We start from the raw sequence: 11,886 nt of genomic DNA, 5'->3' as shown, positions 1-11,886 counted from the left end.
GGGACGTTCTCATTGCGGGCAGGAGTGCCCGCATCACTTCACATCATGTTTATGAGACGTATCGAAGATTTTATGAACTGGCTCACGGACATGGACTCCGGCTGGTGGCCGGTGCTTTCGCTGCGGCCGCCGAAGGACCGGGATATTGACAACCGGGTGCTTTTCAAAATGAGCCCGGTCTTTGGCAGCCTCACGGGTTTTGCGATTTTTGTGCTTTCTTATCCTCAGATGCTCAGCGCCGGATCTGCAAGCCGGCTTGCCACTGTGGTCGCAGGTGTGATGATCTGGTATTTGTTCGGCTGCGTTGTTTTCTTCGTGGGATACAAGTTCACCTTCGCGTATTTCTGGAACCGTCGGGCGAGACGGTTGAGGAGCGGTCAGGAGCAAAACGAAGCTTGGGGTTAAGAGCGCTTTGGAATCAAAAGCGCTTCAAGCCCCAGCTGGGATTCCGGCGATTATGCCCGATGACCCACACGGAAGCGAAGCCCGGAAACGAACTGGTCAAATGTGATCATCACCTCGTCATCAGCATCCCCTTCCCTCACCCGGCCCATCACTTCCTCATCTGAAACGCCATGGGGCGGCTTCTCTAGACCATGCAGCAGCCGGGCCGCCAGACAAGCCCGATCATCCTCAGAAAGCTTGGCCGCCTCCGCTGTGATTTCTTCCAGTTCCATGAAGTGAAGGATACACGGGAGAATGTTCTGCCAGTGGGTTTTGAATGGGAACGGAGCGACATCAGGAGCAGAGTCATCCTGGCCCACACGCTCCCGCCATCACCCATCGTTCTCAAACATCTGGGGGATCAAGATGATCTCCTAAAGGGCTCAAAAAGCACTGACGAAACTGACGAAACCGGTTTCGTCAGTTTTGGCAGATTGTTTACGCACTTAAGCGGTGTTTCGCGGGAGGATTGAAGTGGTATGGCGTGGTAGTTTGGCAAGACGAATGCTCCTGTCTGGCGGCGTTGGGCGAGGTGAGAGCGATGGGGACCGACAGACAGGAGAGCCGGGGCTTTGCGAGACAGGCGAAGCCAATCTGTCGTACTTCCGGAAGGCCGAGGGTCTTCCGGACGTGGCATGGGCTGCCAGCCCGTGTGGGTTTTGGCGGGTGTTTCCAAGCCACAGGCTGGCAGCCTGTATCACGTTTCAGGCGGGTTGGTATGCGGTGCGTGTGCTTGTAGCGGAGCGTTTTCCAGAGCCGATAGATCGGCGCCCCCGGTGCGGAATCCCCAGTGCGGAGTGGCGCTTTGGCGAGCAGTATTCGGTGGAGAGGTTTGGAAAGTAGTCTTGAACTTTAGTTCGCTCTGGGAGTGATGGGCGCGTTCCAGAACGAGCTAAAGCTCAGGACTACTTTCTTTGAGCGCCGCGCTCTGCCGCCTTACCTCGCCGCTTTCACCAGGTCCCACACCTTGGTGTACTTCGCGAGGTCGGGGCCGAGGTCTTCGATGACTTCGCATTTGGCCTGGAGGTCGGAGGGGATGATGACGGCGGGGTTTTTGAGGAATTCGGGACTGACTTTGGCGAGGGCGGGTTTATTGGGGCAGTAGTAGCCCATCCATTCCATGTTTTCGGCAGCGATGGCGGGGTCGAGGACGAAATTGATGAAGGCGTGGGCGAGGGCGGGCTGTTTGGCGGTCTTGGGGATGACCATTTCATCGCAACCGATGGTAACGCCTTCCTGCGGGATGAGGATTTCGACCTTGGGGTTTTCCATCTGGACCTGGAATAGGTCGCCGCTGTAGCCGTGGACGAGGAGGAACTCGGCGGAGTCGATGCCGGCTTTGTAGCCTTCGTTGTCAAAGCGGGCGATGTACTTTTTCCAGCGGATGAGGACGTCGCGGGCGGCGGCGAGCTGGGCGTCGTCGCGGGTGTTGATGCTGTGGCCGAGGGACTTCAAGGCAGCGCCGATGGCTTCGCGCATGTCGTCGAGGAGGGTCATGCGTCCGGCGAGGGCGGGGCGGTCAAACATGGCCCAAGTGGCGGTGGCGTCTTTGAGCTTGTCTTTGCGGACGGCGATGGCGGCGTAGGCGAGAGTGTAGGGCACGCTGTGGTCCATGGTTTTATCCATGACTTTGGCCAGCGCGGCGGGATCGATGTTCGGCAGGTTGGGGAGGAGCTTGTGGTCGAGCGGGGCAAGCATGCCCTGGGCCTGCATGACCTGTATCATGTAGGCGGTGGGGACGACGACATCGTAGCCAGTGGCGCCGGCCTTAAACTTCGCGTACATGCTTTCGTTCGAGTCGAAGGTGTCGATGACGACCTTGCAGCGCTGCTGCTTCTCGAATTTCTGCACGACCTCGGGGCTGATGTAGTCAGCCCAGGTGTAGAGGTGCAGAGTTTGCGCCTGCGTCTGCACGCTCAGCGAAAGGCAGAGCAGCCAGAGGCAGTGCCATGCAAAACGCTTCATGACTGGAAGGCAAAAGGCTCAGGCGGCCAGCGGCTGGCGCAGGGGGATGCGCTGCTGCTGGCGGAAGGCGGCTTCCGTATTGTAGGCGGCGAGAAGGAGGAGGCTGAAGGCGAGATCGCTCAAGAGGGAATTGCGCAGGAACCACAGGCTGGGCAGGTGCCCGGGCTCGCCGGTGGTGAGGGCCTGGACCCAGCCGGAGAAGTCATGCGCGTAGGCGGAGACGGGATTGCTGATCCACGCGATGGTGTTGGTAATAAGATAGAAGGCGAGCGAGCAGCCGACGACGCCAAGAAGGCTGCCGAGCAGGCCCAACTGCCCACGCCAGCGGCTGGCGATCAGTGCGGCGGCGGCAAAGCAGCCATAGACTACAAGAGCCTCCCAGTGCAGCACCCCAGCCCCCGTGGAGGTTGCGTCGATCAGGACGAGCAGCAGCGGGATGGCGAAAAAGGAGACGCGCTTGGAAAAGACCAGTGTACCGGTGAAGGCGAGCGCCATCCAAGGCGAGAAGTTTTCGAGCAGTTCAAGGTGGACGAGACCTTTCAGCTTGGCCCAGCGAAAGGCAGCTGCGGCCACCACGAGCAGCAGTGGGAGCAGGATGGCGCGGGAGGCGGGACGGGAGTCAGGGGAGGTCATGGGGGGAAACGGAGGGCGTGAGGCCGGGTGTATGATGCAGGTATTGGGGCGCAAGGCAAGAAGGAGCGGCCAGGCATTTATGATTTACGATTTATGATTTGGCCGAGCCATCCATGAGAGGACGCGGGAGCGGTGGGTGAATTCCCGCGCTGTCTCTGGAAAATCGTAAATCATAAATCATAAATCATAAATCATAAATTTCCCCACTGTTACGCCAAGCCTTTCTTCTTCAAAAACGGCACCAGTTCATCCACCCCAAAGTCTGCCAGCACCTCGCCGTCCCAGTCCATGGTGGGGGCTTTACTCTGGCCGCTGAGATCGATCATGGCCTGCATGGCGTCTCGGTTGCCGGAGACGGTGACGAGTTCATACTCAATGCGCTTGGCATCAAGGTATTCGGTGACTTCCTCGCACCAGGGGCAGCCGGTTTTGACGTAGATGACGGGTTTGATCATGACTTAAAGATGTCTGGAAATACGGGCAGGAGCAAGTGATGGGTGCGTGATTCGCGGTTGACCACCCCCCTGCCCTGCTTAGAATTAACGCGCTGTTTTCAGAGCATTCTTACCCCGTGCTCCGAAGCCCGTCCTTCAGAACGTCAATTCCCCATGCGCCATCTCAGACCCCAGACTGCGCAGCAGGAAGCGTTCCAAAGGATGGAAAGCCCGAAAGAAATCTCCCGAGTGCTGCTGAAGCGCGCTGGAGTGACTTTTGAGCTGACAGGGCCAGTGCGGCCCAGCTTTGAAAACTGCAGCAGCCCGTGGTGGTGCTGTGGCTGGCCGCTCGTGCGGTCTGCCGCGTGCCGCGGACCCGTGGAAGAGGCAAGAAGCCCGTTCCCGCCCGCCGCCCCCTCCAGCACCCCGGCCCTGCTCCCAAACGCAACCCACCCCTACGAAAGCTCAACAACCCATGTCCGACTACCCCAATCGCAATGGCGGAGGCAATGGCAACCGCCGCCGCAACCGCAACCGCCCGCGTGGCCCCCGTCCTGAAGGTCCGCGCCCCACTCGTGAAGGAGGCCGCGAAAGCCGCAACGCCCCTTCTTTCTTCCAGAAGATCCTCGGTTTCTTCGGCCTCGGCCAGAAGTCCAAGAGCCGCCCGCAGGCTGACCGCAGCAGCTCCGCAGCCTCCGGCCCCCGCTCCACGAATGACAATCCGCGCCCGATGCGCGAACCCCGCGAGTCCCGGGAACCCCGCGAGGCGCGTCCACGCCGTGAAGCTCCTGCAGCGGTGAACCCGGCGGACATCACGACGGACCGCCTGTATGTGGGCAACCTGTCCTATGATGCGACTGAGAGCGACCTGTTTGAACTTTTCAATGGCGTCGGCGCAGTGAAGAACGCCGAAGTGGTGGTGAACAGCCGCACGCAGCGCTCCAAGGGCTTTGCTTTTGTGACCATGGGCAGTGTGGAAGAAGCACGCCGCGCTGTGCAGGAACTCAGCGGCAAGGATTTCATGGGCCGCCCGCTGCAGCTCAGCGGTGCCAAGCCGAACACACGCGGTGAAGACTCCGGCGCGCCTTCCGAGCAGGAAGCCCACGCGGCCTGAGCGACCTGAAACATTGTTCTCATTGTGCCCGCAGGTTCTCGAACGAGCCTGCGGGCTTTTTGTTATTGGCCGCTGTTTTTTTCAGAAATCCTCTGATCGGGGTGAACAAAAGTCCCCCCATCGCCTTCCAAGTTTATCAAACCAACCATGCCAGCCCCCACTCTCCTCGACCGGGAAGCCGAACCCCGAACGGCAGCAGCCAGCGTCCCCCCTGCCCCTGCTGCGACTTCTGCGGAAATCCATGCGGATGAAAAATTTTGCAGCCAGCTGGAGGACCGTGCGCTGCTGAGCGGGCCAAACCGCCGCCTGCGGGACCTGCAACTGCTCTACAGCGTGGCGAAAGACTTCATTCTCGGATTTCGAGCGCTGCATTTCGTGGGGCCGTGCATCACGGTGTTTGGCTCGGCGCGCTTTCATGAAGACCATGCTTTTTACAAGCTTGCACGAGACATGGGGGCGGCGATTGCGCGGATGGGCTTCACCGTTTTGACGGGCGGAGGTCCCGGGATCATGGAAGCTGCCAATCGTGGCGCAAAAGATGCTGGGGGCAGGAGTGTCGGCTGCAACATCCGGCTGCCTTTTGAACAAAGCCACAATCCTTATCTCGACCGCTGGGTGACCATGGAGCATTTCTTCGTGCGCAAGACGCTGCTCATCAAATACAGCTACGGATTCGTGATCATGCCGGGCGGATTTGGCACGATGGACGAGATGTTTGAGGCGCTGACGCTGATCCAGACGAAAAAGCTGAAGAGCTTTCCCATCGTGATCATGGGCAGTGAATTCTGGCCGGAGATGCGGCAGTTCATGGACCACATGCTGCGGGGAGCGACGATCAGCCCGGAGGATCTGAACCTGATCAAATGGACGGATTCGGTGGAGGAGGCAGTGGCACACCTGCAGGAGAAAGCAGTGACACAGTTTGGGCTGCGGCGTCATCACGTGCCGCGAAGCAGCTCCCTGCTGGGAGAAACAGAACTTGAAGGAGTACATTGAAGCCCCCATTTTCGCGCTGCATGTCCGACCAAACTTTCACTCTCTCCAACGGCCTGAAGCTGGGCTATTGTGAGTATGGTGATCCGCGAGGCGAGGTGGCTTTTTATTTCCACGGCTGGCCCTCATCGCGGCTGCAGGCAGCCCTGTTTGATGAGCATGCAAAAAAACATGGGCTGCGCCTCATCTGCCCGGACAGGCCGGGCATCGGCCTGTCTGATTTCCAGGCAAAGCGCACACTGCTGCAGTGGCCGGACACGCTGGTGGAGCTGGCCGCCCATGTGGGCGCGGACAACTACCACGTGATTGGCTGGTCAGGGGGCGGCCCCTACGTGCTGGTGACTGCGCTGAAACTGCACAAGCGGCTGCTCTCCGCCACGATCATCTGCGGTGCTCCGCCGCTCACGTTTTTGGGCGACCGGCAGATGTTCTGGCTGTACCGCTTCATGATTCAGCTGCGGCACTATTTCCCCACGCTGCTGGGCCTGGTGCTGCGAACAGGCGGCGTGATCTGCAAGGGAGATCCGCGCAATGTGGCGCTGCGTACGCTGATGAAACTGCTGGGCGCTGAAGACCGCCGCGTACTGCTGCTGCCGGGCATCTATGATGTGGTGCGGGATGCTACGCTGGGCGCGCTGGGCCGCGGACCGCGCAGCGTGATCGCGGACGCGGACATCTATCTGAACGAGTGGGGATTTGAGGTGAGCCAGATCAATTTTCCGATCCGCTTCTGGCATGGAAAAGATGATCGCAACATCGCGTGGACCTACACGCAGCAGATCGCGCAGCTGATTCCGCAGGCGGAGACTCACTGGTCGGAGATCGACGGGCACTACTCACTGCCGATCACGCATTCGGAGCAGATCATTGCGGCGGCGATGCAGAAGGAAGTGCCGGAGCTGGTGAGGGCGGGGAAATAGCGGGGATGGCGGCTGCTGCGGGGCGGCAGCAGGAAGCCGGCGCGCCCAGTACGGAACTGGCTGGATTCGCCGCAGAATACGGAGTGCGGTTGCGCATTGAAGAGCGAGCGCAGCCAACACTTTCCTCAGGCCAGCAAGCTTCGAAGCCTCACGCCTGCTTCGGCAGCAGAATGGGGATCCCCGCTTCAATGACAAACAGGCGGGTGCCATCCTGCGTGGCCAGTGCGGCACTCACCTGGTGTGCGGCGCACTCCTCATCCGTGGCACGCCGCAGAGGCTGGTGCGTGTCTGGGCAGCGCAGGATGGGGAGGAACTCTTCAAGCCATGGGGTTTCGTTTTGCATCAGTAATCAGTATTCAGCCATGGTGGGGTCGATCTCGCGTGCCCACGCGATGATGCCGCCGGAAATGTTCCAGACGTTTTCAAAGCCTTCTTCGCGCAGCAGGCTCACGGCACGGGCACTGCGGCCGCCGCTTTTGCAGTGGACGAGGATGCGCCGGTCTCGTGGGAGCTCGGAGGTGCGGCTTTCGAGCTCGCCCAGAGGGATGAGCACGGCGCCTTCAATGCGGGAGATGCTCTGTTCATGCGGCTCGCGGACATCGAGCAGGAAATGATTGTCTCCGGATTCGCGGAGCTGTTTGAGTTCGTGGACGGTCATGGTGGGAATTTCGGAAGCGGGAGCGGTGGCGGAGGGAATGCCGCAGAAGCCCTGGTAGTCGATCGGTTCGGTGACGGTGGGGTGTTCGCCGCAGACGGGACAGTCAGGATCCCGCCGCAGGGTGAGGGTGCGGAAGCGCATGCTGAGGGTGTCCACATGCAGGAGTTTGCCAAGCAGGGGCTGGCCGACACTGGTGATGAGCTTGATGGCCTCCAGAGCCTGCATGGTGCCGATGAGGCCGGGGAGCACGCCTAAAACGCCGCCTTCCGCGCAGGAGGGCACCATGCCCGGCGGCGGTGGCTGGGGGCACATGCAGCGGTAGCAGGGAGCGCCGAGATGGGGCGCAAAGACGCCCACCTGGCCATCGAAGCGCAAGATGCTGCCATAGACGTTCGGTTTGCGCAGCCAGACGGCGACGTCGTTGCTGAGGTAGCGGGTGGGAAAATTGTCCGTCCCGTCGATGATGACGTCGTAGTCCGCAGCGATGCGCATGGCATTGGCCGAGGTAAAAAGCTCGGGATGAAGCTGGATGTCCACGTGCGGATTGACGTCCAGGAGGCGATCCCGGGCGGCTTCGAGCTTTTTGCGGCCGAGGTCCTTCTGGCCAAAGAGGATCTGGCGCTGCAGATTGGTGATCTCAACGCTATCAGGGTCCACGAGTCCGAGGCCGCCGATTCCGGCTGCCGCGAGATAAAGGGTAATGGGCGAGCCCAGGCCCCCTGCCCCGATGCAGAGCACACGCGCACCTTTGAGCCTTCGCTGGCCTTCGATCCCGAATTCGGGAATGGCCAGATGCCGGGCGTAGCGGGAGAGTTCGGCGGGGTTGAGGTCGGACATGGGTCAGTAACATGGCATGCAGAAACGCCAGTGCAATGATCCAGCGGTTGCGGCGTGGCATGGCGTGATTAAACTTATGACATGCCTGATTGGACCCCACCAACCCAAGTCAATCTGGTCGACCTCGGCTTCATGGACTCGCGCTCGAAGCTGATCGACCTCGCCGCCTTTCTGGACCGCGTGCAACGCGCCGGGCAGGAGGGAGACTTTCGCGTCCAAGCGCTGAAGAATGCCATCGCCCTGCTCTCTCAAGATCAGCCCCAGCGTGCCAGGGATGTGCTGCTGAGTTTCAGCGATCCGAGCACCGAACCCGTGGAGAAGGCGGCGATGCAGGGGGCGATTGGAGCGTATAAGGGGTAGCGGTTGACGGTTGTTTACCGTGGTTGACGATTGCTGACCGTTGTTTGTCCAATCCTTCCCAACTCCAAACCAACCCATCGCCATCCACCGTCAACAATCGTAAACAACAGTCAACCACCGTCAACATCCCCTCCCCTTCCCCCATGAACTACATCGAACCCCACGGCCACATGGTCAGCCGCACGACGGATGACTACGAGCGCATGGCCATCGCCGGGTGCCGGGCGATCTGTGAACCGGCGTTCTGGGCGGGATTTGACCGGGCAAGCGCGGACGGGTTCTACGATTATTTCCGGCAGATCACCGAGTATGAGCCAAAGCGGGCGGCGAAATTTGGCATCCAGCACTACTGCTGGCTGTGCATCAATCCGAAAGAGGCGGAGGATTTGAAGCTGGCGGACGATGTGATCGCGCTGATCCCGCAGTTCATCGACAAGCCGGGCGTGCTGGGCATTGGAGAGATCGGGCTGAACAAAAACAGCCGCAACGAGCTCAAAATCTTCGAGCAGCATGTGCAGGTGGCGCAGGACTATGACGCGCTGGTGCTCATCCACACGCCACACCTGGAGGACAAGCTGAAGGGCACGCGCCTCATCGTGGATGCGCTCAAAAACTTTCCGAAGATCAAGCCTGAGCGGGTGATCATCGACCACGTGGAGGAGCACACGATCGATCATGTGCTGGACCATGGGTTCTGGGCGGGCATCACTCTCTACCCTGAGAGCAAGTGCACTCCAAACCGGGCAATCGACATGCTGGAGCAACGCCACGCCGAGCGCATCTGGATGAACAGCGCCTGCGACTGGGGCGTGAGCGATCCGCTGGCGGTGCCTAAGACCATGCAGGCCATGCGCCAGCGCGGGTGGAGCGCGGAAATGATTCAGCGCGTGGCGTGGGACAATCCGAGGGCGTTTATGGGGCAGTGTGAGAAGTTTAAGGTGTGAGAGCAGTCCGCCGGTTGCGATTGTCTGGTCCGAGTCTATTTTGTCATGTCCGCCGATGTCCCAGACCACTGCCATCCAGCCGCCAGTGATACCACTGCTCACCCAAGAGCAGATGGCGAGGATCTTATCCTCGCGGCGCTCAATCACCTCCGAGGAATTCGACCGGCAGATGGAAGTTTTTCTGGGCCGCCCTCCCTCACCTGCCAGAAAGAAAGTCTGTGTGAATGGGCAGAACGTCTGGGTTTGCTGCTAGATGCTGACTTTGTCCTGCCTCGATTTCAAAGAGGAGGACAGGAGCATGATTTCTACCGAGACGGAGATCGAATCTTCAAGATGACCCGAGACGGCATCTTCGGCCTGGCTCTCGGCATTGACCTTGCCCTAGTTTCCTCGGATATGGACGCCCGGCGCTTCCATCTGTGGGAGGCTACTCCGATGGAATATCTGGTGCGGCTGCTGTTGCAAAATGAACTGGTGCCTGGTCTGAACAGACTGGAAGGCATCATCAATCAAGGAGATGACATGGCGATCGTCTCGTCGCAGCCACGGTTTGAACTGGAACAGGTGTCCCAGACTGAAATCGATGAATGGTTTGCAGCGATGGATTTCGAAAAAATCACCCGCTGTGGTTATTACCGTGTCGCAGATAATCTCGGCGTTTTCGATGCCCATACCAAAAACTTGGTGCGCTTCGAAGGCACCTTGATCCCCTTCGACGTTATCCCATGTCGACCAGGGGGAGGATTTTTGCAGTTTATCGCGGACACGCTGGCGGCAGGCCACCATGTGAGGGAGGTGCGCACGGTTTCCAGCTCACCTCAGGGCGCATAAGCATTGAATATCCACCCGCCAGCATCCAAAGTCGGCATCCAGACTGAATGACCACGCCCAGCCTCGACACCATCGCCCTCATCGCCGGAAACGGCATTTACCCGGAAACCTTTGTGGCTGCGGCGCGCAAGGCCGGGGTGAAGAAGCTGGTGGCTGCAGCGTTCACCAATGAGACGAAGCCGGAACTGGCGGGAATGGTGGATGCGATCGAGTGGTTCCGCGTGGGGCAGCTGGGGAAGATGATTTCGTTTTTCAAAAAGCAGGGCGTGACGCAGACAGTGATGGTGGGACAAATAGCGCCGAAGAACCTCTTCGATCTGCGGCCAGACCTGCGCACGCTGATCATGATGGCGAAGTTGAAGCAGCGGAATGCGGAGACGCTGTTTGGAGGAATCGCCAATGAGCTGGCGAAAGACGGTATCACGCTGCTGCCGGCGACGACGTTTCTGGAGGACCTGATGCCGAAGGCAGGGCATGTGGCGGGGCCACAGATCAAAAAGCGGCGGCAGGAGGATGCGGAATATGGCTACAAGATAGCCAAGGAGAGCAGCCGCCTGGACATCGGGCAAACGGTGGTGGTGAAGAATGGCACTGTTTTGGCGGTGGAGGCGTTTGAAGGGACCAACGAAGCCGTGAAACGCGGCGGATCTCTCGGGCGTGGCGGCGCGACGATGGTGAAGGTGTCCAAGCCCAATCAGGACATGCGCTTTGACGTGCCTGTGGTGGGGCCGGAGACGATCCGAACAGCGGCAGGAGCAGGAGTGGATTTGATTGCCGTCGAGGCTGGCATGACTTTGCTCCTGGGAAAGGACGAGGTTTTGCGGCTGTGCCAGGAAGCCAAGGTGACGATCATGGCGCTGGAGTGATTTTCCTACGGGCGAGGGCAGGTGGAGCAAGGCGAAATTTTTCTATGGTGTTTCTGCGCCGTTTGGCTCTAGTGGCGGGGCACTGCGGATCATCTCAACACCATCCCACCTCACTCCTATGCTTAAACTGAAAGCGATACACAACGATGCCTTCACTTCGACCGAGCTTCTGATCACGATCACGGTCATCGGGATTCTCACGAGCCTGGCCGTGCCCGCCTACACCGGCATGGCTCAGGTTCAGGAAGCTCAGATGAAAGGAGTCAACAACTGCAAGCAGATCATCATGTCGCTGAAGATGTTCTCCGCAGACTACAACAGCCAGTATTCTGACGCAGTGCAGAACCCACTGACTGGAGCCATGGCCCAGAGCGCCAATGACGCCTTCCGCTTTCTGATTCAGGAACAGATCGTAACCAGCGAACGCATCTTCGGCTGCCCCATGGGATATAACCCAGACAACAGCATTGGTCAGGCACCCAGCTACAGCAATGCTCTGATGCCGGGTGAAAACCACTGGTCAATGACTGCCGGCCAAAAGGATACCACGGTGGGCAACATGCCGCTCGTGTTTGAAAACCCTGCCACTACGGACTGGCCTCCACGCTGGAATGCCGACGTTGCCGGCCAGATCCAGCCCGGGCGCACGTGGCCGGGCGGGCAGATCATCATCGGTCTCAATGACGGCAGCGTGGCTGTGGAAACGCTGGCTGGCACGACAGGCAAAGTCGGCCCCAAAATCTTGTCCGATGGCAACGACATGTTCACCCAGGCGTCGAAGGGCGTACCGATGCGCGTTCTGCCGATCGTTACCAAGTAGCACGGGAACCCAGCCAGCATTCAATCCATGCCGCCGGATGGCTCTCATCCGGCGGCTTTTTTCGTAC

Annotated in this window: 15 protein-coding genes; 9 read left to right on the top strand and 6 right to left on the bottom strand. The window is 59.7% G+C overall.

The genetic code is table 11. From position 1 onward, the window contains the following. Positions 1 to 51 precede the first annotated feature (51 nt). Positions 52 to 405, top strand: a complete 354-nt coding sequence (locus ACILSR_RS30940) for a hypothetical protein (protein ID WP_395753689.1) — start codon at positions 52 to 54, stop codon at positions 403 to 405. Positions 406 to 455: 50 nt separating this feature from the next. Here ACILSR_RS30940 and ACILSR_RS30935 read toward each other — a convergent pair whose 3' ends face one another. From ACILSR_RS30935 to ACILSR_RS30920, 4 genes are all read right to left on the bottom strand, one after another. After that, positions 456 to 677 carry a hypothetical protein gene (locus ACILSR_RS30935; protein WP_395753688.1) on the bottom strand — a complete coding sequence of 74 codons (222 nt, stop codon included), beginning with the start codon at positions 675 to 677 and terminating at the stop codon, positions 456 to 458. 703 nt (positions 678 to 1,380) lie between these two features. Continuing rightward, entirely contained in the window at positions 1,381 to 2,409 is a 1,029-nt protein-coding gene (locus ACILSR_RS30930) for a spermidine/putrescine ABC transporter substrate-binding protein (RefSeq protein WP_395753687.1), read from the bottom strand. An 18-nt stretch (positions 2,410 to 2,427) separates the two neighbouring features. After that, a complete protein-coding gene (locus ACILSR_RS30925) occupies positions 2,428 to 3,042 on the bottom strand; it encodes a DUF6580 family putative transport protein (RefSeq protein WP_395753686.1) in 615 nt (204 codons plus the stop codon). Positions 3,043 to 3,251: 209 nt separating this feature from the next. Beyond that, positions 3,252 to 3,497: a glutaredoxin family protein gene (locus ACILSR_RS30920; RefSeq protein WP_395753685.1), complete on the bottom strand. Its 246-nt coding sequence runs from the start codon at positions 3,495 to 3,497 to the stop codon at positions 3,252 to 3,254. A 454-nt stretch (positions 3,498 to 3,951) separates the two neighbouring features. Here ACILSR_RS30920 and ACILSR_RS30915 point away from each other — a divergent pair, with 454 nt between their 5' ends. The 3 genes from ACILSR_RS30915 to ACILSR_RS30905 all read left to right on the top strand — a co-directional run bounded on the left by ACILSR_RS30915 (position 3,952) and on the right by ACILSR_RS30905 (position 6,503). After that, positions 3,952 to 4,590: an RNA recognition motif domain-containing protein gene (locus tag ACILSR_RS30915; RefSeq protein ID WP_395753684.1), complete on the top strand. Its 639-nt coding sequence runs from the start codon at positions 3,952 to 3,954 to the stop codon at positions 4,588 to 4,590. Between the two features lie 147 nt (positions 4,591 to 4,737). After that, complete coding sequence (locus ACILSR_RS30910) at positions 4,738 to 5,586, top strand: TIGR00730 family Rossman fold protein (RefSeq protein ID WP_395753683.1); 849 nt, start codon at positions 4,738 to 4,740, stop codon at positions 5,584 to 5,586. Between the two features lie 20 nt (positions 5,587 to 5,606). Next, complete coding sequence (locus tag ACILSR_RS30905) at positions 5,607 to 6,503, top strand: alpha/beta fold hydrolase (RefSeq protein WP_395753682.1); 897 nt, start codon at positions 5,607 to 5,609, stop codon at positions 6,501 to 6,503. Between the two features lie 148 nt (positions 6,504 to 6,651). On the opposite strand, the gene ACILSR_RS30900 is transcribed toward ACILSR_RS30905, so the two are convergent. Continuing rightward, positions 6,652 to 6,846, bottom strand: coding sequence for a hypothetical protein (locus ACILSR_RS30900; RefSeq protein ID WP_395753681.1), 195 nt, complete (start codon positions 6,844 to 6,846; stop codon positions 6,652 to 6,654). Positions 6,847 to 6,852: 6 nt separating this feature from the next. Beyond that, a complete protein-coding gene (gene moeB / locus ACILSR_RS30895) occupies positions 6,853 to 7,998 on the bottom strand; it encodes a molybdopterin-synthase adenylyltransferase MoeB (protein ID WP_395753680.1) in 1,146 nt (381 codons plus the stop codon). 81 nt (positions 7,999 to 8,079) lie between these two features. Between moeB and ACILSR_RS30890 the strand changes: the two genes are divergently transcribed. From ACILSR_RS30890 to ACILSR_RS30870, 5 genes are all read left to right on the top strand, one after another. Continuing rightward, entirely contained in the window at positions 8,080 to 8,358 is a 279-nt protein-coding gene (locus ACILSR_RS30890) for a hypothetical protein (RefSeq protein WP_395753679.1), read from the top strand. Positions 8,359 to 8,501: 143 nt separating this feature from the next. Then, positions 8,502 to 9,302, top strand: coding sequence for a TatD family hydrolase (locus ACILSR_RS30885; RefSeq protein WP_395753678.1), 801 nt, complete (start codon positions 8,502 to 8,504; stop codon positions 9,300 to 9,302). Between the two features lie 45 nt (positions 9,303 to 9,347). Beyond that, complete coding sequence (locus ACILSR_RS30880) at positions 9,348 to 10,133, top strand: hypothetical protein (RefSeq protein WP_395753677.1); 786 nt, start codon at positions 9,348 to 9,350, stop codon at positions 10,131 to 10,133. A 47-nt stretch (positions 10,134 to 10,180) separates the two neighbouring features. Next, positions 10,181 to 10,999 carry an LpxI family protein gene (locus ACILSR_RS30875; RefSeq protein ID WP_395753676.1) on the top strand — a complete coding sequence of 273 codons (819 nt, stop codon included), beginning with the start codon at positions 10,181 to 10,183 and terminating at the stop codon, positions 10,997 to 10,999. Between the two features lie 118 nt (positions 11,000 to 11,117). Next, a complete protein-coding gene (locus tag ACILSR_RS30870) occupies positions 11,118 to 11,819 on the top strand; it encodes a type IV pilin protein (protein WP_395753675.1) in 702 nt (233 codons plus the stop codon). Positions 11,820 to 11,886: the final 67 nt, after the last annotated feature.

This window comes from Prosthecobacter sp., assembly GCF_044222565.1.
Classification (GTDB): domain Bacteria; phylum Verrucomicrobiota; class Verrucomicrobiia; order Verrucomicrobiales; family Verrucomicrobiaceae; genus Prosthecobacter.
Note: the sequence above shows the minus strand (reverse complement) of the source record. Positions and strands in the feature narration are given on the sequence as shown.

What these genes read in the sequence shown, in the direction of transcription:
- ACILSR_RS30940 (WP_395753689.1), top strand. Translation starts at nt 52, where the DNA reads ATGAGACGTATCGAAGATTTTATGAACTGGCTCACGGACATGGACTCC.
- ACILSR_RS30935 (WP_395753688.1), bottom strand. Translation starts at nt 677, where the DNA reads ATGGAACTGGAAGAAATCACAGCGGAGGCGGCCAAGCTTTCTGAGGAT.
- ACILSR_RS30930 (WP_395753687.1), bottom strand. Translation starts at nt 2,409, where the DNA reads ATGAAGCGTTTTGCATGGCACTGCCTCTGGCTGCTCTGCCTTTCGCTG.
- ACILSR_RS30925 (WP_395753686.1), bottom strand. Translation starts at nt 3,042, where the DNA reads ATGACCTCCCCTGACTCCCGTCCCGCCTCCCGCGCCATCCTGCTCCCA.
- ACILSR_RS30920 (WP_395753685.1), bottom strand. Translation starts at nt 3,497, where the DNA reads ATGATCAAACCCGTCATCTACGTCAAAACCGGCTGCCCCTGGTGCGAG.
- ACILSR_RS30915 (WP_395753684.1), top strand. Translation starts at nt 3,952, where the DNA reads ATGTCCGACTACCCCAATCGCAATGGCGGAGGCAATGGCAACCGCCGC.
- ACILSR_RS30910 (WP_395753683.1), top strand. Translation starts at nt 4,738, where the DNA reads ATGCCAGCCCCCACTCTCCTCGACCGGGAAGCCGAACCCCGAACGGCA.
- ACILSR_RS30905 (WP_395753682.1), top strand. Translation starts at nt 5,607, where the DNA reads ATGTCCGACCAAACTTTCACTCTCTCCAACGGCCTGAAGCTGGGCTAT.
- ACILSR_RS30900 (WP_395753681.1), bottom strand. Translation starts at nt 6,846, where the DNA reads ATGCAAAACGAAACCCCATGGCTTGAAGAGTTCCTCCCCATCCTGCGC.
- moeB (WP_395753680.1), bottom strand. Translation starts at nt 7,998, where the DNA reads ATGTCCGACCTCAACCCCGCCGAACTCTCCCGCTACGCCCGGCATCTG.
- ACILSR_RS30890 (WP_395753679.1), top strand. Translation starts at nt 8,080, where the DNA reads ATGCCTGATTGGACCCCACCAACCCAAGTCAATCTGGTCGACCTCGGC.
- ACILSR_RS30885 (WP_395753678.1), top strand. Translation starts at nt 8,502, where the DNA reads ATGAACTACATCGAACCCCACGGCCACATGGTCAGCCGCACGACGGAT.
- ACILSR_RS30880 (WP_395753677.1), top strand. Translation starts at nt 9,348, where the DNA reads ATGTCCGCCGATGTCCCAGACCACTGCCATCCAGCCGCCAGTGATACC.
- ACILSR_RS30875 (WP_395753676.1), top strand. Translation starts at nt 10,181, where the DNA reads ATGACCACGCCCAGCCTCGACACCATCGCCCTCATCGCCGGAAACGGC.
- ACILSR_RS30870 (WP_395753675.1), top strand. Translation starts at nt 11,118, where the DNA reads ATGCTTAAACTGAAAGCGATACACAACGATGCCTTCACTTCGACCGAG.